Source organism: Microbacterium sp. OVT16B (assembly GCF_019969705.1).
GTDB lineage: Bacteria > Actinomycetota > Actinomycetes > Actinomycetales > Microbacteriaceae > Microbacterium > Microbacterium natoriense.
Genome location: NZ_JAHXZA010000001.1, coordinates 1,789,066 through 1,810,464 on the forward strand (window position 1 = coordinate 1,789,066; position 21,399 = coordinate 1,810,464).

Genomic DNA, 21,399 nt, shown 5'->3' on the forward strand with positions numbered 1-21,399 from the left:
ACGGCCGTCGAGGTCCGGGTTCGCGTCCGATCAGTACGCGGGGTCGATGAGGTCGGGGGAGACCTCGGAGGCAGCCGCCTCGTCGACGAAGAAGATCGTCCGCTTGCGCCCCTTGGCGCCCGCTGCGGGCACGCTGGTGTAGCTGGCGCCCGCGAGGGCCAGACCGAGCGCGGAGGCCTTGTCGGCGCCCGTGAGCACGAGCCAGACGCGCTTGGAGGAGTTCAACACCGGTCGGGTGAGAGTGACGCGCTCCGGCGGAGGCTTGGGGGAGTCGCGCACGGGCAGGGCCGCGGCATCCGTCACCGTGACCTCCGGGCGGTCCGGGAAGAGCGAGGCGATGTGGCCGTCGGGTCCGACGCCAAGGAAGCACACCGCGAACGACGGCCACGGATTCTCATCGGTTCCGAACCGCGCGAGCTCCGCCGCGTACGCGGCGGCCGCCTCGTCGAGGGTGAGGCCGCTGTCGGATGCCGCGATCTCGTGGACGTTCTCGACGGGGACCGGGATGCTGTCCAGGAGAGCCGCTCGGGACTGCACGGCGTTGCGGTCGGCGTGAGCACGGGGCACGAAGCGTTCGTCGCCCCACCAGAAGTGGACGAGCGACCAGTCGATGTCGGCCGACCGTGGATTCTCCGCCGTCGCGCGCAGCACCGCACCGCCCATCGAACCGCCCGTGAGGGCGATGTGGGCGATCCGGCCGTTGCGCGTGCGTGCTCGCAACCGAGCGATGAACCGGTCGGCCACCCGCGCCGCGACGGCGGCGGGGGTGGGTTCGACGACGACCCGCTTCTCTGCGGACGCTGTCTGCATCGACATCATTCTCCTGTCTCGGGCGGACCCAGCTTCTCCCAGCCCTCGGTGATGACTCGACCGTACAGGACATCGGGGTCGAGGCGACGCAGCTCCTCGGCGAGGCACTCCCTGAGCGTGCGGCGCGGCAGGTGGAGGTCGTGGTCGGGTTGCTCGGGCTGCGTGAGCACGGCGACGCCCGGAGTCGGACGCTCCAGCAGGATGTCCCCGTCTGCACGGGTGAGCCGCACCGACTTGATGCCCTCCTGCCAGTGCTCAGGGTCCTCGTACGACCAGCGCACCGGCACCTCGAGCGCCATCTGCAGCCAGGCCGCGAGCAGTGCGGTCGAGGGGGAAGCGACGGCGCCGCGCACCTCGACATCCGTCACCTCGAGGTACGGAGGCTGATCGAGCACGGCGGCGAGCTGCTCGCGCCAGTGCGTGAGCCGGGTCCAGGCCAGATCCGTGTCTCCGGGGGCGTGCGTCTCGCCGAGCAGGGCGAGGCGGTCGCGCACGTCGGGGGAGGTCGCGGCATCCGTGATGCGTCGCTGGGCGATCCTGCCGAGCGGCGAGGTCGCGGGGGAGACGGGCGCCTCCTCCGGCCACCAGGCCACCACCGGGGCGTCGGGGAGGAGGAGGCCGGTGATGAGGCTCTCCTCGTTGCTCGCCGCATCGCCGTAGGCGCGCAGCACGACGACCTCGCTGGCTCCGGCGTCTCCGCCGACGCGGATCTGGGCGTCGAGTCGCGACTCGCCGCCCCCGGTGGTGAGCACGATGACGCGCATCGGGTGCTCGCGTGATGCGTCGTTGGCCGCGTCGATGGCGGCCTCCGCGACGCCGTTCCGCGCCGAGATGACCAGGGTGAGCACGCGGCCGAGAGCGACGACGCCGCCCTCCTCACGGGCCTTGACGAGGTTCTTCGCGACCTGGCTGACGGTCGTGTCGGGAAGGTCGATGATCACGGGCGTCTCCAGACTCGTCCGTCGCGGGCCAACAGGGCATCAGCGGATGCCGGGCCCCACGATCCGGGTGCATACTGCTCGACGGGGCCGCCCTCGGCAGCCCAGTACTCCTCGACCGGGTCGAGGATCTTCCACGAGAGCTCGACCTCCTCGTGCCGCGGGAACAGCGGCGGATCGCCCAGCAGGACGTCGAGGATCAGGCGCTCGTAGGCCTCTGGACTCGCCTCGGTGAAGGCGTGCCCGTAGCCGAAGTCCATCGTCACGTCGCGGACATTCGTGCCGTTGCCCGGCACCTTCGAGCCGAACCGGATGGTCACGCCCTCATCGGGCTGCACGCGGATCACGAGCGCGTTCTGACCGAGCTCCGATGTGTTGCTGCGCCCGAACAGGTGCTCCGGTGCGCGCTTGAAGACGACCGCGACCTCGGTCACCCGTCGGCCGAGCCGCTTGCCGGTGCGCAGGTAGAACGGCACCCCCGACCAGCGGCGGGTGTCGATCTCCAGCTTGATGGCCGCGTAGGTCTCCGTCGCCGACTCGGGGTTCATCCCCTCCTCGTCGAGGAACCCGGTGACCTTCTCGCCGCCCTGCCACCCGCCGGCGTACTGCCCGCGTGCGGTCGCCAGGGCGAGGTCGTCCGGGACGTGCACCGCCGCGAGGACCTTCTCCTTCTCGGCACGCAGGTGCTCCGCGGACAGGCTGATCGGCTCTTCCATCGCGGTGAGGGCGAGAAGCTGCAGCAGGTGGTTCTGGATGACGTCACGGGCCGCGCCGACGCCGTCGTAGTAGCCGGCGCGGCCGCCGACGCCGATGTCCTCGGCCATCGTGATCTGCACGTGGTCGACGTAGTTGCGGTTCCAGATCGGCTCGTACAGCTCGTTGGCGAAGCGCAGCGCCAGGATGTTCTGGACCGTCTCCTTGCCGAGGTAGTGGTCGATGCGGAAGATCGAGTCCGCGGAGAACGCCACCTCGAGGGCCTTGTTCAGCTCGCGAGCGGACTCGAGGTCGTGCCCGAAGGGCTTCTCGATCACGACCCGGCGCCAGCGGTCCTCTCCCTCGTCGTCTCCGACGAGGCCCGAGTCCTTGAGCTGCTGCGCGACGACCGCGAACGACTTCGGCGGGATCGACAGGTAGAACGCGTGGTTGCCCATCGTGCCCCGCTCCACGTCGAGCTGATCCACCGTCTCACGGAGCTTGCGGAACGACTCGGGGTTGTCGAACTCGCCGGACACGAAGCGGATGCCCTGCAGCAGCTGCGTCCAGGTCTCCTCGCGGAAGGGGGTTCGCGCGTGCTGCTTGACCGCGTCGTACACGACCTGCGCGAAGTCCTGATCCTCCCAGTCCCTTCGGGCGAATCCGACGAGCGCGAAGCCCGGCGGGAGCAGGCCCCGGTTGGCGAGGTCGTAGACCGCGGGCATGAGCTTCTTGCGCGACAGATCGCCGGTCACTCCGAAGATCACCAGGGCGCTGGGCCCGGCGATCCTGTTGAGACGGCGATCATCGGGGTCGCGCAGCGGGTTGTGCCCGCGCGAGATGGGAACAGACATCGGTGGGGGATTCTCCTGGCTGCTTACTTCTGTGCTGCTTCGAAAAGGGTGAGCACGTCTGCCGACGAGTCGGTGATCGTCAGCGTGACGACCGGACGGCCGTGCTCCGCGAGCACCGCGGCGTCACCCGCGGCCTGCGCCTCGATGAGCTGACCGAACGTGAACGGCCGACCGGGGATCTCGAGGTCGACGTCGGTGCGCTCCAGGAGCTGGAGGAACACGCCCTGTGCCGGACCGCCCTTGTGGTACTGACCGGTGGAGTGCAGGAAGCGGGGTCCCCAGCCGAAGGTCGTCGGTCGACCGGAGTCGGCGGCGACGAGCTCGCGGAGGCCCTGCAGCTGCGGGACGTCGAGTCGGTTCACATAGGCCTGGATCGAGACGTAGCCGTCGTCGCCCAATCGGGCCCACAGGGAGTCGAGGACGCCCTCGATCGTGCCGGAGGCGGCGAGCTCGGGGTCGGACACGCGGACCTCGACGCTGTTCTCGATGAACGCCGGAGCCGTGGCCTCCGGGCGGGCGTCCAGCAGACCGCGGGCAGCGATCTTGGCGGACTCGACGTCGGGCTGGTCGAACGGGTTGATGCCGAGCAGGTATCCGGCGATGGCCGTCGCATACTCCCAGACGATGAACTGCGCGCCGAGCGTGCCGGAGACGAGGATCTCGCCCTGGTGCTTCTCGCGGAGGTGGAACTCGTTCGCGTCATCGACCAGGCGCACGATCTGCAGGTCGGCGGGGTTCGCGTCGAGCTCCGGGGACACGGGCAGCAGGACGACGGGGAGGATGCCGGTGCCGTCCTTGCCCGTGGACTCCGCGATGAGCTGCTCGATCCAGTCGGGCAGGCCGTTGATGTGCGTGCCGTCGGTGATGAGCCCGAGCTTGTCCCGGCGCGGGCTGGTGGCCGCGATCGCCGCTGCGAGGCGGAGAGCCGGGTTCTCGGCGGAGTCGACCGCGACCTCCAGCAGCGAGGCCTCGGCCTCGTCGAGCAGCTCGTCGATGTCGACGCCGGCGAGCCCCGAGGGGACGAGACCGAACGCGGTGAGCGCCGAGTAGCGTCCACCCACGTTCGGATCGGCGTTGAAGACGCGATAGCCGGCGTCGCGGGCCGAGGCGTCGAGAGGCGAACCGGGGTCGGTGACCACGACGATGCGCTCGACCGGATCGATGCCGAGGTCGCGGAACGCCGTCTCGAACGTGCGGCGCTGAGAGTCGGTCTCCACGGTGGAGCCGGACTTCGACGACACGACGAGGACGGTGCTCTCGAGCCCGTCGTCGAGGGCGGCGAGCACCTGCGCCGGCGAGGTCGAGTCGAGGATCGTGAGCGGAACGCCCGCCGTCTGCGAGATGACCTCGGGGGCGAGGGAGGATCCGCCCATGCCCGCGAGGACGACGCGCGTGACGCCCTTCGCGGCGAGCTCGTCGCGCAGCGCCACGATCTCACCCACGAGGGGACGCGAGATCGACACGGCCTCGACCCATCCGAGCCGCACGGCTGCCTCGGACTCGGCATCCGGGCCCCAGAGGGTCGCGTCGCCCCCGGTGATGCGCGACGCGACGAGGTCGTGCACCAGTCCGGGGACGCTCTCCTCGATCGCGGCCTTCGCCGCGCCCGAGGCGTGCAGCGCGAAGGTCATCGCTGCGCCTCGAGCCCTTCGCTCACCTGGCTGAGCAGGTCATGCCAGGAGTCGATGAACTTCGCGACGCCCTCGTCCTCGAGCACCTGGGTGACGTCGGCGAAGTCGATGCCGAGGTCGGCGAGCCCCGCGAAGACCGCACGGGCCTCCTCGTAGCCGCCCGTGATCGTGTCGCCGGTGACGACGCCGTGGTCGAAGGTCGCCTCGAGCGTCTTCTCGGGCATCGTGTTGACGACGCCCGCGGCGACGAGCTCCGTGACGTAGAGGGTGTCGGGCAGGTTCGGGTCCTTGACGCCGGTCGACGCCCACAGCGGGCGCTGCGGGTTCGCGCCCGCGGCGATCAGCGCCTGCGCGCGCTCACCGGCGAAGGTCTTCTCGTAGAGCTCGTAGGCGAGGCGCGCGTTGGCGAGGCCGGCCTTGTTCTTGAGAGCGTCCGCGGCGTCCGAGCCGATGGCGGCGAGGCGCTTGTCGGTCTCGGTGTCGACCCGCGACACGAAGAAGGACGCGACCGACTCGATGGTCGAGAGGTCGATGCCCGCCGCCTTCGCGGTCTCGAGACCGGTCAGGTACGCCTCGATGACCTCGGCGTAGCGCTCGAGGCTGAAGATCAGCGTGACGTTGACGCTGATGCCCGCGCCGATCGCCTGCGCGATCGCGGGAAGGCCAGCCTTGGTCGCGGGGATCTTCACGAGCAGGTTCGGACGGTCGACCGTGGCCCACAGCTGCTTGGCCTGGGTGACCGTGCCGTCCGTGTCGTGCGCGAGGTCGGGGGAGACCTCGATCGACACGCGTCCGTCGACGTGGCCGGTGGCCTCCCACACGGGGCGGAACACGTCGAGCGCGGCGGCCACGTCCTGCGTGGTGGCCGCGAACACGGCCTCCTCCGCGGTCGCGCCGGATGCCGCGAGCTCGGCGACCTGCGCGTCGTACGACGTGTCGTCGGGGTTCGTGATGGCGTTCGCGAAGATCGTCGGGTTGGTGGTGACGCCCGTGACGTTGCGCGAGGCGATCAGCTCGGCGAGGTTGCCGGAGGAGATGCGGGTGCGGGACAGGTCGTCGAGCCAGATGCTGACACCGGCGGCTGCGAGGTCTGAGGTGGGGGTGCTCATGCGTTCTCCTTGATGGTCTCGCGTGCCGCCTGGATGACGGCTTCGGTGGTGATCCCGAACTTCTCGAACAGGGTCTTGTAGTCGGCGGAGGCGCCGAAGTGGTCGATGCCGACCGAGCGGCCGCGGTCGCCGACGATCCCGCGCCAGCTGAGCACGGAACCGGCCTCGACCGAGACCCGGGCGGTGATGCTCTTCGGGAGCACGCTCTCACGGTACGCCTCGTCCTGCTCGGCGAACCACTCGAGAGAGGGCGCGGAGACGACACGGACGTTCACGCCCTCGGCAGCGAGCGCCGCACGCGCGTCGACGGCCAGCTGGACCTCGGAACCAGTCGCGACGATGATCACGTCGGGGGTGCCGTTCGGCGCCTCGGCCAGCACGTACGCGCCCTTCGAGACGTTCGATGCGGAGGCGAAGGTGTCGCCGGATGCCGCGCCCTCGCCGCGCGCGAACACGGGGATGTTCTGACGGGTCAGGGCGATGCCGGTCGGGCCTCCCTGGCGGCGGAGGATCTCCAGCCAGGACGCCGCGGTCTCGTTGGCGTCGGCCGGACGCACGAGCGTGAAGTTCGGGATGGCGCGCAGCGTGGCGATCTGCTCGATCGGCTGGTGCGTCGGGCCGTCCTCTCCGAGGGCGACGGAGTCGTGCGTCCACACGAAGATGCTGGGCACGTCCATGAGCGCGGCCAGACGCACCGGCGGGCGCATGTAGTCGCTGAAGATCAGGAACGTGCCGCCGAACGGACGGGTCGGACCGTGCAGCTTGATGCCGTTGACGATCGCACCCATCGCGTGCTCGCGGATGCCGAAGTGCAGGACGCGGCCGTAAGGGCTGCCCGACCACTCGTGGGTGGACCACTCGGCGGGGATGAAGGACTTGGCGTCCTTGATCGTGGTGAGGTTCGACTCGGCGAGGTCGGCCGAACCGCCCCAGAGCTCGGGGAGCTCGGCGGCCAGGGCGTTGATGACCTGGCCGGATGCGGCACGGGTCGACACGTCCTTGCCCGCCTCGAACACGGGGAGGGCCGCGTCGATGCCGGCCGGAAGCTCCTTGGCCTCCAGGCGGTCGAGCAGGGTCTTGCGCTCGGGGTTCGCCGCCGCCCAGGCGTCGAACGACTCCTGCCAGGCCGCGCGGACCTCTGCGGAGCGTGCCGCGAGGCCGCGGGTGTGGGCGATGACGTCGTCGGCGACCGCGAAGTGCTCCTCGGGGTCGAAGCCGAGGACCTTCTTGGTCGCGGCGAGCTCGTCCGCGCCGAGGGCGGAGCCGTGGATCTTGCCGGAGTTCTGCTTTCCGGGCGACGGCCAGCCGATGATCGTCTTGAGGATGATGAGCGACGGCTTGTCGGTCTCGCCCTTGGCCGCCTCGATCGCGGCGTAGAGCTCGGCGACGTCCTCGACGTACTGGCCGGTCTTCTTCCAGTCGACGACCTGGACCTGCCAGCCGTAGGACTCGTAGCGCTTCGCGACGTCCTCGGTGAAGGCGACGTTCGTGTCGTCCTCGATGGAGATCTGGTTGGAGTCGTAGATCGCGATGAGGTTGCCGAGCTGCTGGTGGCCCGCGAGCGACGAGGCCTCGCTGGTGACGCCCTCCTGCAGGTCGCCGTCGCCGGCGATCACGTAGATGAAGTGGTCGAAGGGGCTGGTGCCCGCAGCGGCCTCGGGGTCGAAGAGGCCGCGCTCGTAGCGCGAGGCGTAGGCGAACCCGACCGCGGAGGCGAGACCCTGGCCGAGCGGGCCGGTGGTGATCTCCACGCCCTTGGTGTGGCCGTACTCGGGGTGGCCGGGGGTCAGCGAGCCCCACGTGCGCAGAGCCTTGAGGTCGTCGAGCTCCAGTCCGAAGCCGCCGAGGTAGAGCTCGACGTACTGCGTGAGGGAGGAGTGACCCGCGGAGAGGATGAAGCGGTCGCGGCCGAGCCAGTCGGTGTCGGCGGGGTCATGACGCAGCACCCGCTGGTACAGCAGGTAGGCGGCCGGCGCCAGGCTCATCGCGGTGCCGGGGTGGCCGTTGCCGACCTTCTCCACGGCATCCGCCGCCAGCAGCCGAGCGGTGTCCACCGCGCGCCGATCGATCTCTTCCCACTGCAATTCCGACACGGTGAAGCCCTTCTCAACAGTTCGAGAGCGCCCGGTATGCACTGTCGCGGTCCGCAACGATACGGAAGGGGATGCTTGAGCGCCGGGCGCGCGAGTGTTTTCAGCATAGCGGTGCGTGTTACCGCGTTACATCGGACTACAACGCATTCAGGGGAGAGGAATTCCCCTCGTGGTGCGCGGACGGGCGGACGGTGGCTCTCGCCCCGTGCCCTAGACTGAAAGGGCTGCCCACGCGTGCCCGGAGGAGGCGATCGAGATCTCGACGATGTCTGATCAGACCGTTGCGAAGAAGTCCGTCGGTCGTACGGTGAAGGCCTACGTCGCCCTCACGAAGCCGCGCGTGCTCGAACTCCTCCTGGTCTCCACCGTCCCGGTGATGTTCCTCGCTCAGGGCGGCCTGCCGAACCTGTGGCTCGTCCTTGCGACGGTGATCGGCGGCTCCATGAGCGCAGGCTCCGCAGCGGCGTTCAACATGTACCTCGATCGCGACATCGACGCGCACATGCACCGCACCGAGAACCGGCCGCTCGTCACCGGCGAGATCACGCCGCGCGGTGCGCTCGTGTTCTCATGGACCCTCGCCGTCCTCTCGACGGTGTGGCTGTACGTGACGACGAACTGGCTGGCCGCGGTGCTCTCGGCATCCGCCATCTTCTTCTACGTCGTGATCTACACGATGATCCTCAAGCGCCGCACGGAGCAGAACATCGTGTGGGGCGGCATCGCCGGATGCTTCCCCGTGCTGATCGGCTGGGCGGCCGTGACCGGCTCCCTGGACTGGCCGGCCTTCATCCTCTTCGCCCTGATCTTCCTCTGGACGCCGCCGCACTACTGGCCGCTCTCCATGAAGTACAAGGACGACTACGACGACGTCGACGTCCCCATGCTCGGCGTCACCCGCAACGCGTCGCAGGTCGGACTCCAGGTCATCCTCTACGCGTGGGCGACCGTCGCCTGCTCACTGCTGCTCGTGCCGATCGCGAGCATGGGGCTCGTCTACACCGTCTCCGCGCTCGTCTTCGGCGGCTGGTTCATCTACGAGTCGCACCGCCTGTACAACCGTGCGGTGCGGGGGACCGAGGCGCGTCCGATGAGGGTCTTCCACGCCTCGATCACCTACTTGACGCTGATCTTCGTCGCGGTCGCGATCGACCCGCTGCTCCCGTTCTGATCCTCGGTCGCGGAGTCCTCTGACGCGGTCTCCGCGACAGCCTCGGGATCGACGACCGACTCAGGCTCCACGGCCTCGGGCTCTGCCGACGCGACGTCCTCTGCGGGCGCGCTCTGAGCGCTCCAGTCGATGGCCTCGACGGCGACCGGCTGCGACGCCGGAAGGATCGCCTGCACGGCGACGAGCGCGAGCGCGATCAGGGTCCCGAGCACGCCGGCGCCGACGAGCGCAGCGCCGAACACGATGAGCGACTGTCCGACGTAGACCTCGACTCCGGTGGCGGTGCCGTCGAGCAGCGTCGAGGTCATCGTGCTCAGCTGGCCCGAGATGATCCATCCGCCGACCGCCGCGGCGACGAGGGAGACGAGCAGGAGGAGCCAGAAGCCGATGCTGTGCGTGAGTGACTTTTTCATGCCGCCCACCATGACGCAGCTTCTGTTGCGTCTCCGATGTGCCGTCTATGCGTCGGCTGGGCGCATCAGGATCGCGGCGATGCGGGGCGCTTGAGGTGGAGCACCACGACGGTGTAGGTCGCCGCCGACAGGGCGGCGAGCACCATGTGGATGCCGACGAGGATCTCCGGAAGCCCTTCGCGGGCCTGCCACACGCCGACCCCGACCTGCACGAGGATCGCCGCTACGAGGACGAGCAGCCATCTGCGGGGTTCGAGGCGCAGCGCCCAGGCGGAGATCGTCAGCACCGCGACGAGTCCGGCGAGGATGTAGCCCGGCCACGAGTGCACGTGCGCGAGGACGGTGGCGTCGAAGCCGTGACGGAGCACCTCTGCGTCGCCGGAGTGCGGGCCGGAACCCGTGGTCAGCACGCCGAAGACGATCGTGACGGCGAGGGCGAGGCCGGTCACGTGCGAGAGGATCGCGAACCAGGCGGGCACCGCCTTCTCGCGCGGTCCGGGGACCGCGTACAGGCGAACGAGGAACGCCGCGGTGATGCACACCAGCAGCAGCGACGACACGTAGTGGAAGCCGACGATGAACGGATTCAGGCCCGTCCACACCGTGATGCCGCCCACGACGGCCTGCATCACGATGCCGCCGAGCACAACGAGGGAGAGCACCCAGAGGTCGCGACGCCGGGCGCGGAAGCGGAGGACGAAGAACACCACGGCGAGTGCGAGGAGGCCGACCACTCCGGTCATGGTGCGGTTGCCGAACTCGATGATGCCGTGGATGCCCTGCTCGGGCGTCGGCACGAGCGACTCGGGCGTGCACAGCGGCCACTGTGAGCAGCCGAGCCCCGAACCGGTGAGGCGTACGGCCCCTCCGGTGCCGATGATGATGACCTCGGCGAGGAAAGACAGCCAGGCCGCGACGGTCAGTCGGCGGCCGATCTCGGAGGGCAGCCAATCATGGACGCGGGACAGAAAACCGGTCCTCGTTGCGGGGGAGTCGGCGGTGGCGGTGTCGGGCATGGGTCCTCCGGAACCCCCGTGACGCGGACATGACGGCCCGCACGTCTGAGGGAACCTGTAGAATCGGGGTGTTGGGATGCCCGCGTGACCGCGGAACGCATCCCTGACAGTTTAGGCGCGATGGAAGCGCCGGTGATGAGGGCCCCACCAGCGGCACCCGCTCCCGCAGACTCGACGGGGATCAGGTGTGTCGGGGCGGATGACACCGTTGAGGCCCAATAAGGAGAGTGTGTGATGTCGGATGTGCTGATCGACCGCCCGGAGCTTGACGGTCTGGGGGTGTACGAGTTCGGCTGGCACGATGCCGACGCCGCGGGAGCCGTGGCGAAGCGCGGCATCTCCGAAGAGGTCGTCCGAGGCATCTCTGCCCTCAAGGACGAACCCGAATGGATGCTGAAGACGCGCCTCAAGGGCTATCAGCTCTTCGGACGCAAGCCGATGCCGACCTGGGGCGCCGACCTCAGCGACATCGACTTCGACAACATCAAGTACTTCGTGCGCTCCACGGAGAAGCAGGCGCAGTCGTGGGAGGAGCTCCCCGCGGAGATCCGCGAGACCTACGAGCGTCTCGGCATCCCCGAGGCCGAGCGCCAGCGGCTCGTCGCCGGCGTGGCCGCGCAGTACGAGTCCGAGGTCGTCTACCACCAGATCCGCGAGGACCTGGAGGAGCAGGGCGTCATCTTCATGGACACCGACACCGCGCTGCGCGAGCACCCCGAGTTCTTCGAGGAGTACTTCGGCACCGTGATCCCCGCCGGCGACAACAAGTTCGCGGCGCTGAACACGGCCGTCTGGTCCGGCGGCTCGTTCGTGTACGTCCCCAAGGGCGTTCACGTGGAGATCCCGCTGCAGGCCTACTTCCGCATCAACACCGAGAACATGGGCCAGTTCGAGCGGACCCTGATCATCGCCGACGAGGACAGCTACGTCCACTACATCGAGGGCTGCACGGCTCCGATCTACAAGTCGGACTCGCTGCACTCGGCCGTCGTCGAGATCATCGTGAAGAAGAACGCCCGCGTGCGCTACACGACGATCCAGAACTGGTCGAACAACGTCTACAACCTCGTCACCAAGCGCGCCGTCGCCCACGAGGGCGCGACCATGGAGTGGGTCGACGGCAACATCGGCTCCAAGGTGACGATGAAGTACCCGTCGATCTACCTGATGGGCGAGCACGCCAAGGGCGAGACCCTCTCGGTCGCCTTCGCGGGCCCCGGCCAGCACCAGGACGCCGGCGCCAAGATGATCCACATGGCGCCGTACACGCAGTCGTCGATCGTCTCGAAGTCGATCGCCCGTGGCGGCGGTCGCGCCGGCTACCGCGGCGAGGTGCGGGTGGATGCCGCCGCGCACCACTCCGCGAACACCGTGCGCTGCGATGCGCTGCTCGTCGACACGAAGTCCCGCAGCGACACCTACCCTGCGATCGACATCCGCGTCGACGACGTCCAGCTGGGTCACGAGGCCACGGTCTCGAAGGTCAGCGAGGAGCAGCTCTTCTACCTGCAGTCCCGCGGCATGCCCGAGGACGAGGCGATGGCGATGATCGTGCGCGGCTTCATCGAGCCGATCGCGCGTGAGCTGCCCATGGAGTACGCGATGGAACTGAACAAGCTCATCGAGATGGGCATGGAAGGATCGGTCGGCTAGTGACGGCCCCTACGACCGCGCCCGCAGAGGCGCAGCACACGAACGCGCACATCGACCCGGCCGCCCAGGTGGCCGACGCCGGTTTCGTCCCGGTGCAGACCCGCTCAGAGCGTCCGCACTCCTTTGATCCGACCGACTTCGGCGCGCCCTCGGGCCGCGAGGTCAACTGGAAGCACACCCCGGTCGCGCAACTGAAGCCGCTCTTCGAGGTCGCCGCGCCCAACGACGGCGTCAGCTACGCCTTCCCCGCGGGTGAGGAGTACGTCGCGGCTCCGCTCGCTGCGGGCGACGCTCCGCGCGGCGAGGTCTTCCTCGCGGAGGACATCACGGCCGCCGTCGCCTGGCAGGGCGCCGCCGAGGCTCTGCACATCCGCATCCCGCGCGAGGAGGAGGTCGCCGAGCCCATCCTCGTGCAGGTGACCGGCCTCGGCGCCGGGCTCCGCGCCGATGCGCACATCGTGATCGAGGCGCTCGAGCACAGCTCCGCGACCGTGGTCCTCGCGCACTCCGGCTCGGCGCAGTACTCGCAGAACGTCGAGATCATCGCCCGCGACGGCTCCAGGCTCACCGTCGTGAGCCTGCAGCAGTGGCAGGACGACGCGATCCACACGTCGGCGCACCAGGCCCGCGTGGGCGCGGACGCGACCCTCAAGCACTTCGTGATCAGCTTCGGCGGCGCTCTGGTCCGGGTGAACCCGAACGTCGAGCTCGCGGGCAACGGCTCGGAGGGGTACCTCTACGGCCTCTCCTACGCGGATGCCGGTCAGCACCTGGAGAGCCAGGTCTACCTGCACCACAAGGGCGCCCACACCAAGGGCGACGTCCTCTACAAGGGCGCGCTGCAGGGCGAGGGAGCGCACAGCGTCTGGATCGGCGACGTGCTGATCGGCGCGAACGCGACCGGCACCGACTCCTACGAGGCGAACCGCAACCTGGTCCTCACCGAGGGCGCGCGCGCCGACTCGATCCCGAACCTCGAGATCGAGACGGGCGACATCCTCGGCGCCGGCCACGCCAGCGCGACGGGACGTTTCGACGACGAGCAGCTGTTCTACCTGCAGGCCCGCGGCATCTCCGAGGAGGAGGCGCGGCGCCTGGTGGTGCTCGGCTTCCTCAGCGACATCGTCCAGCGCCTCGGCATCCCGGCGCTCGAGACCGAGCTGCTCGCGACGATCGAGACGGAGCTCGCGGCGGTGACCGCGTGAGCGCCGAGCGCGTCTGCGGCGTCGCCGACCTCGAGACCGACATGCCGCTGCGGGTCGACCCCGCCGGCGTGCCGATCACCGTCATCAAGGACTCCGATGGCGTGATCCACGCCATCGGAGACACCTGCACGCACGGTGACATCTCCCTCTCCGAGGGCTTCGTCGAGGGCGACACCGTCGAGTGCTGGGCTCATGGCTCGGCGTTCTCGCTGCTCACCGGCAAGCCCCAGAATCTCCCCGCTTTCGAGCCCGTCCCGGTCTACGTCGTCGAGATCGACGGCGACGACGTGCTCATCGATCCGACTGTGACAAAGGAAGTTTGAATGTCTGTTCTCGAAATCCGCGACCTCCACGTGACGGTCGAGACGGAGGCGGGGACCACCCCGATCCTCAACGGAATCACCCTCACGATGAACACGGGTGAGACCCACGCCATCATGGGCCCCAACGGCTCGGGCAAGTCGACCCTCGCGTACACGATCGCCGGTCACCCGAAGTACACGGTGACCTCCGGCTCCATCACCTTCGACGGCCAGGACGTCCTGGAGATGAGCGTGGACGAGCGCGCCCGCGCCGGTCTGTTCCTCGCGATGCAGTACCCGGTCGAGATCCCCGGCGTCACGGTGACCAACTTCCTGCGCACGGCGAAGACCGCGCTCGACGGCGAGGCCCCCGCGATCCGCAGCTGGACCAAGGACGTCAAGCAGGCGATGTCGAACCTGCGCATGGACCCGAAGTTCGCGCAGCGCAACGTCAACGAGGGCTTCTCCGGTGGCGAGAAGAAGCGCCACGAGATCCTCCAGCTCGAGGTGCTCAAGCCGAAGTTCGCCGTCCTCGACGAGACCGACTCCGGTCTCGACGTCGACGCGCTGAAGATCGTCTCCGAGGGCGTCAACCGCGCCAAGGAGGCCACCGGTCTCGGCGTGCTGCTGATCACGCACTACACGCGCATCCTCCGCTACATCCGCCCCGACTTCGTGCACGTGGTCGTCGCGGGCAAGATCGTGGAGGAGGGCGGCCCCGAGCTCGCCGACCGTCTCGAGGAAGAGGGCTACGACCGCTTCCTCGACCCCACGGCTCCCGTCGAGGCGTAGGCTGACAGCCATGACAGCGACCCTCACGGACGAGAAGTACGACGAGGTCACCGAGGCGCTCAAGGACGTCATGGATCCCGAGCTCGGGATCAACGTCGTCGACCTCGGCCTCATCTACGATCTCGCTTGGGATGACGAGAACGACGCTCTCGTCATCCACATGACGCTGACCAGCGCCGGGTGCCCGCTCACCGACGTCCTCGAGGACCAGACGGCCCAGGCGCTGGACAACGTCGTCGATCGCTTCCGCATCAACTGGGTGTGGATGCCGCCGTGGGGTCCCGAGAAGATCACCGACGACGGACGCGACATGATGCGCGCGCTCGGCTTCGCGATCTGACGCGGATCGGCGCACTGCCGCGCGGCGGCCGACGCGCTCGTGCCTCATCGCCGAGCGCGCACCAGCGAGGGGAAGCCCGGAGGAACATGGTCGAGGTCGAAGCGCTGCCGTTGAGCGAGCTCCGTGAGCGCACCAGCGAGAAGTGGCGGGAGTATCCCGCCGACGTCCTGCCGCTGTTCGTGGCGGAGACCGACTTCCCGCTGGCGCCGACGGTGCAGGCGGCGCTGCAGCGCGCGATCGAGACGGGCGACACCGGGTACATCGCGTCGCGGGGCCCGCTGGCCGAGACCTTCGCCGCGTTCGCGAAGCGCCGCTTCGACTGGGAGGTGGACCCGGCGCGCCTGCGGTCCACGGCCGATGTCAGCATGGGGATCGTCGAGATCCTCCGTCGCGTCGTGCAGCCGGGCGAGCGCGTGATCGTGACGCCGCCCGTCTACCCGCCGTTCTACGACCTCGTGGAGGAAGCGGGAGCCGAGGTGGAACGGGTGCCGCTCCGCGACACCGGCACCGCCTGGGAGCTCGACCTCGACGGCATCCGCTCTGCCTTCGAGGACGGCGCGCGGGCGATCCTGCTGTGCAACCCGCACAACCCGACCGGTACCGTGCACGACCGCGACGCGCTGGCCGCGCTCGCGGACCTCGCGGACGAGTTCGACGCCGCGGTGGTGTCGGATGAGATCCATGCGCTGCTCGCGCAGCCCGGCACCGGGTTCACGCCGTTCCTCTCGGTGAGTCCGGTCGCCCAGCGCGTCGGCTACGCGGTCGTCAGCGCCAGCAAGGCGTTCAACCTGGCGGGCCTCAAGTGCGCGCTGATGGTCACCGCCGACGACGCGACGACGGCGGTGCTCCGCTCGCTGCCGATCGAGGTCGTCTGGCGCACAGGGCAGCTGGGGCTCCTCGCCGCCGTCGCCGCGTTCGGCGAGGAGAGCGACGAGTGGCTCGACGGTCTCGTGCGCACCCTCGACCGCAATCGGGTGCTGCTGGAGGACCTCCTCGCACGGCTCCTGCCCGGCGCCCGTTATCGCATCCCCGATGCGGGCTACCTGGCGTGGATCGACGTCTCCCGCCTCGGACTCGGCGACAGCCCCGCCCGCCGCATCCTCAAGGACGCGAAGGTGGCGTTGAACGCCGGATCGACCTTCGGTGCAGAGGGGGAGGGGTTCGTGAGGTTGAACTTCGGCACGAATCCCGAGATCCTCACCGAGGCCGTCGAGCGCATCGCCGCGCTCGTGGGCCGATGACGGAGACCGCGACCGCCGCTTCGATCTGGGACCGCGAACGCATCTGGGTCACCGTCGGCGCCATCGCACTGATCTTCCTCGGGGCCATCGAGGCTCTCGCCGTGACGACGGTGATGCCGGTCGTGAGCGACGCGCTCGACGGCCAGTCGCTGTACGCGGTCGCGTTCGCCGGCACGCTGGCGACGAGTGTGATCGGCATGGTCGCCGCGGGCGCCTGGTCTGATGCGCGGGGTCCGCGAGGCGCCCTCTACGTCGCGGTCTCGCTGTTCATCCTGGGGCTGTTGATCTCGGGCTTCGCCGTCACGATGCACCAGTTCCTGATCGGGCGGCTCGTGCAGGGGCTCGGCACGGGTGGTCAGACGGTCGCGCTCTACGTCGTGGTCGCGCGGCTCTATCCGTCGCAGCTGCACGGCAAGGTGTTCGCGGCCTTCGCGGCGGCCTGGGTCGTGCCGTCGATGATCGGTCCGTTCCTGGCCGGCGCCGTCGCGGAGTACGTCGACTGGCGCTGGACGTTCCTCGGAGTGGCTGTGCTCACCGCTGCGGCTTTCCTGACCATCGCGGTCCGTCTGCGCGGAGTCGACCTCGGCCACGGTGAGCCGCAGGATCGACGGGCGCTCGTCACTCGGCTCCTGCTCGCCGTCGTCGTCGCCGTGCTCGCCGTTCTCGTCGGATTCGCTGCCGAGATGGAGCCGGGTATCGGCTGGCCGGTCGCAGCGGGCGCGGTGCTGCTGATCGGGTTCGCGGTGCTGCCGCTGCTGCCGCGGGGAACGTTGCGGTCGCGGCGCGGACTGCCCAGCGTCGTCCTGATGCGCGGGATCGCCTCCGGAGCGTTCTTCGCCTCCGAGGCGTACGTGCCGTACCTGCTCATGGAGCGCTTCGAGTTCACGGCGACCTGGGCCGGCGTCGGCCTCATGCTCTCGGCGTTCGCGTGGGCCGGAGCCTCTGAGCTGCAGGGTCGGTTCGGGGAGCGGCTCGGCAATCGCAGGATCGCGGTGATCAGCACCGGGCTCATCGTGCTGGCGCTGCTGTGCGTGCTCTCGGCCGCGCTGCTCGGCCTCTCGCCGGTTCTCGTGATCGTCGGATGGGGCTTCGCGGGCGGCGGCATGGGGCTCCTCTATCCGCGCCTCACGGTCTTGACGCTCGCGTACTCCGATGAGACCAACCAGGGTTTCAACTCCTCGGCGCTGTCGATCGCGGACTCGACCGGCTCCGCCGTCGCGATCGCCCTCGCCGGATTGGGAGTCGCGACGCTGGGCGGGGGCGCCGGCGCCTTCGGCGCGGTGTTCGTCTTCGGGATCGCGCTGGCGGTGGTGGCTGTGGTGCCCGGTCTCAGACTCGGTCACGCGGCGGAGACGCCGCTGCGCTGACCTCTCCGGCGAGTGCACGGACGCCGAGGTCGAAGACGAGGTCGAGTCCGGCCGTGACGTCGATCTCGTCGACCGTGTTCGCCGCGCCGTGACTGTCTGCGTGCATGCGCTGCTGCACGAGCGTGGAGTGACCGAGCACGAAGTGCAGGATGGCGGTGGCGCGATCCCGCGCATCGGGCAGGCCTCTGAGAGCCGTTTCGAGAGCCGTCTGTGCGTAGGAGGACCCCAGGCGCAGCGCGTAGGTGCTGAGCACGAGCTCGGCGCCGTCGCGGTACGCGAAGAGCGCGTCGCGGATGCTCCGCGCGATCGTGAGCACGTCGGCGTCGTCGCGGGGGATCCCGGCCGTGATGCGGTCGGCGAGGACCGCGAGGAGCTCCTGCTTGCTCTGGAAGTGCCAGTACAGCGCGCTCGGCTGGATGTCCAGCCGTCCGGCGATGCGTCTCATCGACAGATCGGCGAGCCCGACCTCGTCGAGCAGGGCGAGCGCCGCGCTGGCGACCCCGTCACGGTCGTGGCGGACGGAGTTGTGGTCGGGGCTCATGACCCCACTATAGTGAACACCGTTCAAGTGAACAGTGTTCAGGAAGTGGATCGGCTCCCGACCGAGACCCCTGAACCCCGACGGAAGGAAACCCATGACCGACGCCCCCCGCGATCTCGGCCGTGATCTCGCGCGCATCGCGATCTTCGCCGCGCTCATCATCGTCCTCGGAACGGTCACGATCCCGCTGCCCGGCGGAGTCCCGATCACCGCGCAGACCCTGGGAGTCATGCTGGCCGGCACGGTGCTCGGACCCCGCAGAGGACCGCTCGCCGTGCTCCTGGTCCTGGTGCTCGCAGCGATCGGACTCCCCGTGCTCGCGGGCGGGCGGGGAGGCCTCGGCGTGTTCGTGGGGCCGACCGCCGGCTACATGCTGGGCTGGATCTTCGGCGTCATCGTGATCGGCCTCATCGTCCGCAGCGGACGGCTGACCTGGTGGCGCACAGCCATCGGCACGGTCGTCGGCGGCATCCTCGTTGTCTACCTGTTCGGCATCCCCGTGCAGTCGCTCGTGCTCGGCGTCGATCTTCTCCCCACGGCGGCATCGACGGTGGTCTTCCTCCCCGGGGACCTGCTGAAGGCGGCCGCGGCCACCGCCTTGACCCTGGCGCTGGCCAGGGCGTACCCGCCGGCCTTCGGCGGCTCCATCCGGCTCGAGCGGACGCGGGCGCGTGCGGCCTGAGACCGATCTGCGAACCGTCGCGCTCGACCGGGTCTCGGTCGAGCGCGACGGCCGGCGCATCCTCTCGGAGGTCAGCCTCGCGATGGACGCGCCGCGGATCGCGGTGATCGGGGCGAACGGCTCGGGCAAGTCGACCTTCGCCCGGCTGCTGAACGGACTCGTCTCCCCGTCGACGGGGCGGGTGTCGGTGCACGGCCTCGACTCCTCGCGCGACCGCGCGGCGCTCCGCCGCCGGGTCGGCTTCGTGTTCACCGATCCGCAGGCGCAGATCCTGATGCCGACACCCGCCGAGGATGTGGCGCTGTCGCTCCGCGGCCTTCCTCGGCCCGAGATCGACCGTCGGGTGACGGAGGCGCTGGCCGAGCACGGGCTCGCCGGTCACGCCGACGTTCCCGCATCGGCGCTGTCGGGAGGGCAGAAGCAGCTGCTGGCCCTCGCTTCGGTGCTGATCACCGAGCCGGCGCTCGTGGTGGCCGATGAGCCGACGACCCTGCTCGATCTGCGCAACGCGCGCCGTGTCGGCGATCTGCTGCTGTCCCTGGAGGCTCAGGTGGTCGTCGTCACCCACGACCTCGAGCTCGCGGGGCGATGCGATGCGGCGGTGCTCTTCGCCGACGGCCGCCTGGTGGACGTGGGCGATCCTGACGAGCTCATCCCGACGTATCGGCGGATGTGCGGATGATCCAGCTCTATCGCCCTGGCACGAGTGCCGTGCACCGGCTCCCCGCAGCGGTGAAGCTCGCCGTACTCGCTGCGACCGCCGTCGCGCTGTCCCTCGCCCCTCCGGACCCGTGGATCATCGGGGTCGCTCTGGCGTCGGTGTTCTCCCTGTACGGACTCGCGCGGTTCCCGCCGATCGTGCCTGCCGCCGAGCTCTGGCGCCTCCGGTGGATCGTGCTCGTGCTGGGCGCCGCGCTGTGGATCTTCGTCGGGCCGCTCACCGCCTGGATCAACACCGGACGTGTCGTCGCGCTGGTGCTGCTGGCCGGGCTGCTCACCCTGACGACGAGGATGGGGGAGCTGCTGGCGGTGCTCCATGCGGCGCTCCGGCCGCTCCGTCGCTGCGGAGTGGACGTCGAGGCCGTGGCGATGACGGTGTCGCTGGCGATCACCATGGTCCCCGTCGTCGCGGGTTTCGCCGATCAGGTGCGCGAGGCTCAGCGCGCGCGGGGGGCGAGACTCGGCATCCGCTGGATCGTTCCGCTCATGGTGCGGACGCTGCGCCATGCCGACGATGTGGGCGATGCGCTGGCGGCGCGCGGGCTCGGCTGAGCAGCGCGGGCGAGACGCAGCGCGATCAGCAGCGCGCCCACCGCGATGGCCGCGGTCAGGACGGAGGTCCCCGCGACGAGCAGGAGCACGACCCCGCACAGACCGATCAGCGTCGCTGCGGCGACTCCGCGCCCCGAGATCGAGGGAGAGGGCGCCGCTGCGGTCTCGAACCGCGTGAGGGCGAGCGCGACCAGCGCCGTGAGAGCCAGAGCGGTGGCGAGCCAGAGCGGCCGTCCGAGCCACCAGAGGGTGCTGCTCGGTTCGGGGAGCGCCATTCCGGTGCCCAGGGCGACCATCGCCGAGGCCCCGGCCATCACGAGCAGCACGGGCATGTGCCACAGGTAGATCGTCATGGTGCGTCCGTTCACGAAGGAGCTGAACGCGGCCGCGCGCGCCCCACGGCTGAACGCCGAGATGCGATCGCGGAACAGGGAGACGAGGCTGAGGTGCACCGCGCCGACGAGCAGGAGGGCGCCCGTGGGCGGGTTGATGTTCGCGATGAGGTCGGGGGAGTACACCCCGGTCGCGAAGGAGAGGACCAGGAGCGCGGCGGCGCCGACGGCGACGCCCTTCCGTACGCGGCGGCTCAGGGCATCGATCGAGCCGTCGGCGAAGAAGAATCCGAGCTGCTGCAGAGCCATCCACACGAAGGCGAGGTTCACGAATCCGATGCCGTCGATGCCGGTCGCCGCGCGGATGCCGTCCACGACGAGGGCCGCTGCGGCGAGCGCGCCGAGGGTGCGCAGCGGAGCCCGGTCATGGGCCGCCGACAGCGCGGGCAGCAGCGCCTGGCAGAGCAGGAAGACGCCGAGGAACCACAGCGGCTGCCCGTAGCGGAATCCGGCGATCGCGATGAGGTCGGCGGGGACGCCCGAGAGAGCGAGCACCGCGAGAGCCGCACCGACCAGGCCGATCGCGAAGACGGCGGGGCGCAGGAGGCGGTGCACCCTGGCGGCGACGAAGGCCGTGGCGGTTCCTCCGCGCTCGCGCTGCCTGCGGTACGCGATGACGCCGGCGAATCCGCCGATGATGAAGAAGAGCGGCATCACCTGCAGCATCCAGCTCACCGGGACGATCCACCAGGAGCCTTCCGCGGCGTTCGCGAACACGGGGTCCGTTCCTGAGACCGTCACACCCACCATGATCGAGTGGAGCAGCACGACCCCGGTCACGCACAGCGCGCGGAGCAGATCGATCCCCGTGTCGCGGGTGCTCCGCGGTACGGCCGACGATGCGACGGCGGGCGGTGTCTGAACGGTGCTCATGGGTCCTCCTC

21 protein-coding genes are annotated in these 21,399 nt (G+C 69.6%); 11 read left to right on the forward strand and 10 right to left on the reverse strand.

Features of this window, described 5'->3' with window-relative positions; genetic code table 11:
* Positions 1-30: 30 nt before the first annotated feature.
* Genes pgl through tkt form a run of 6 tightly spaced genes read right to left on the reverse strand, consistent with a single transcriptional unit; the run spans position 31 to position 8,128 of the window.
* A complete protein-coding gene (gene pgl, locus LC438_RS08460; RefSeq protein ID WP_223586325.1) occupies positions 31-819 on the reverse strand; it encodes a 6-phosphogluconolactonase in 789 nt (262 codons plus the stop codon).
* Complete coding sequence (locus LC438_RS08465; protein WP_105672978.1) at positions 816-1,751, reverse strand: glucose-6-phosphate dehydrogenase assembly protein OpcA; 936 nt, start codon at positions 1,749-1,751, stop codon at positions 816-818. Before LC438_RS08465 ends, pgl begins: the two co-directional genes overlap by 4 nt.
* Entirely contained in the window at positions 1,748-3,295 is a 1,548-nt protein-coding gene (gene zwf, locus LC438_RS08470; protein ID WP_105672979.1) for a glucose-6-phosphate dehydrogenase, read from the reverse strand. Before zwf ends, LC438_RS08465 begins: the two co-directional genes overlap by 4 nt.
* A gap of 23 nt (positions 3,296-3,318) precedes the next feature.
* Positions 3,319-4,926, reverse strand: coding sequence for a glucose-6-phosphate isomerase (locus LC438_RS08475; RefSeq protein ID WP_223586326.1), 1,608 nt, complete (start codon positions 4,924-4,926; stop codon positions 3,319-3,321).
* Complete coding sequence (tal, locus tag LC438_RS08480; RefSeq protein ID WP_223586327.1) at positions 4,923-6,035, reverse strand: transaldolase; 1,113 nt, start codon at positions 6,033-6,035, stop codon at positions 4,923-4,925. Before tal ends, LC438_RS08475 begins: the two co-directional genes overlap by 4 nt.
* Complete coding sequence (tkt, locus tag LC438_RS08485) at positions 6,032-8,128, reverse strand: transketolase (protein ID WP_223586328.1); 2,097 nt, start codon at positions 8,126-8,128, stop codon at positions 6,032-6,034. The genes tal and tkt overlap by 4 nt, the downstream gene beginning before the upstream one ends.
* 265 nt (positions 8,129-8,393) lie before the next feature.
* On the opposite strand from tkt, the gene LC438_RS08490 reads away from it, so the two are divergent.
* Entirely contained in the window at positions 8,394-9,299 is a 906-nt protein-coding gene (locus tag LC438_RS08490; RefSeq protein ID WP_105672983.1) for a heme o synthase, read from the forward strand.
* On the opposite strand, the gene LC438_RS08495 is transcribed toward LC438_RS08490, so the two are convergent.
* On the reverse strand, positions 9,245-9,712 hold the full coding sequence (locus LC438_RS08495; RefSeq protein ID WP_223586329.1) for a hypothetical protein: 468 nt from the start codon (positions 9,710-9,712) through the stop codon (positions 9,245-9,247). The two genes, LC438_RS08490 and LC438_RS08495, sit on opposite strands and share 55 nt — an antisense overlap.
* Before the next feature lie 65 nt (positions 9,713-9,777).
* A complete protein-coding gene (locus tag LC438_RS08500; protein WP_105672985.1) occupies positions 9,778-10,728 on the reverse strand; it encodes a heme A synthase in 951 nt (316 codons plus the stop codon).
* Between the two features lie 234 nt (positions 10,729-10,962).
* Here LC438_RS08500 and sufB point away from each other — a divergent pair, with 234 nt between their 5' ends.
* The 7 genes from sufB (at position 10,963) to LC438_RS08535 (ending at position 17,628) form a co-directional block, all read left to right on the forward strand.
* Positions 10,963-12,381 (forward strand): Fe-S cluster assembly protein SufB, encoded by a 1,419-nt coding sequence (gene sufB, locus LC438_RS08505; protein ID WP_105672986.1) that lies wholly within the window; start codon positions 10,963-10,965, stop codon positions 12,379-12,381.
* Entirely contained in the window at positions 12,381-13,586 is a 1,206-nt protein-coding gene (gene sufD, locus LC438_RS08510; RefSeq protein WP_105672987.1) for a Fe-S cluster assembly protein SufD, read from the forward strand. The genes sufB and sufD overlap by 1 nt, the downstream gene beginning before the upstream one ends.
* A complete protein-coding gene (locus LC438_RS08515) occupies positions 13,583-13,909 on the forward strand; it encodes a non-heme iron oxygenase ferredoxin subunit (RefSeq protein ID WP_105672988.1) in 327 nt (108 codons plus the stop codon). The genes sufD and LC438_RS08515 overlap by 4 nt, the downstream gene beginning before the upstream one ends.
* Positions 13,910-14,680 (forward strand): Fe-S cluster assembly ATPase SufC, encoded by a 771-nt coding sequence (gene sufC / locus LC438_RS08520; protein WP_105672989.1) that lies wholly within the window; start codon positions 13,910-13,912, stop codon positions 14,678-14,680. It begins immediately after the preceding gene.
* 10 nt (positions 14,681-14,690) lie between these two features.
* Positions 14,691-15,020, forward strand: coding sequence for a metal-sulfur cluster assembly factor (locus LC438_RS08525; protein WP_105672990.1), 330 nt, complete (start codon positions 14,691-14,693; stop codon positions 15,018-15,020).
* Positions 15,021-15,106: 86 nt separating this feature from the next.
* Complete coding sequence (locus tag LC438_RS08530; RefSeq protein ID WP_223586330.1) at positions 15,107-16,261, forward strand: MalY/PatB family protein; 1,155 nt, start codon at positions 15,107-15,109, stop codon at positions 16,259-16,261.
* Complete coding sequence (locus tag LC438_RS08535; RefSeq protein ID WP_105672992.1) at positions 16,258-17,628, forward strand: MFS transporter; 1,371 nt, start codon at positions 16,258-16,260, stop codon at positions 17,626-17,628. Before LC438_RS08530 ends, LC438_RS08535 begins: the two co-directional genes overlap by 4 nt.
* On the opposite strand, the gene LC438_RS08540 is transcribed toward LC438_RS08535, so the two are convergent.
* Complete coding sequence (locus LC438_RS08540) at positions 17,591-18,169, reverse strand: TetR family transcriptional regulator (protein WP_105672993.1); 579 nt, start codon at positions 18,167-18,169, stop codon at positions 17,591-17,593. The genes LC438_RS08535 and LC438_RS08540 overlap by 38 nt on opposite strands.
* Positions 18,170-18,263: 94 nt before the next feature.
* Here LC438_RS08540 and LC438_RS08545 point away from each other — a divergent pair, with 94 nt between their 5' ends.
* From LC438_RS08545 to LC438_RS08555, 3 genes are read left to right on the forward strand one after another with little or no spacing between them, the layout of a single operon-like run.
* Positions 18,264-18,851, forward strand: a complete 588-nt coding sequence (locus LC438_RS08545; protein ID WP_105672994.1) for a biotin transporter BioY — start codon at positions 18,264-18,266, stop codon at positions 18,849-18,851.
* Positions 18,841-19,533, forward strand: coding sequence for an energy-coupling factor ABC transporter ATP-binding protein (locus tag LC438_RS08550; RefSeq protein WP_223586331.1), 693 nt, complete (start codon positions 18,841-18,843; stop codon positions 19,531-19,533). Before LC438_RS08545 ends, LC438_RS08550 begins: the two co-directional genes overlap by 11 nt.
* On the forward strand, positions 19,530-20,123 hold the full coding sequence (locus LC438_RS08555; protein ID WP_105672995.1) for an energy-coupling factor transporter transmembrane component T: 594 nt from the start codon (positions 19,530-19,532) through the stop codon (positions 20,121-20,123). The genes LC438_RS08550 and LC438_RS08555 overlap by 4 nt, the downstream gene beginning before the upstream one ends.
* Here LC438_RS08555 and LC438_RS08560 read toward each other — a convergent pair.
* Entirely contained in the window at positions 20,009-21,388 is a 1,380-nt protein-coding gene (locus tag LC438_RS08560) for an acyltransferase (protein ID WP_105672996.1), read from the reverse strand. The two genes, LC438_RS08555 and LC438_RS08560, sit on opposite strands and share 115 nt — an antisense overlap.
* Between the last annotated feature and the right edge of the window lie 11 nt (positions 21,389-21,399).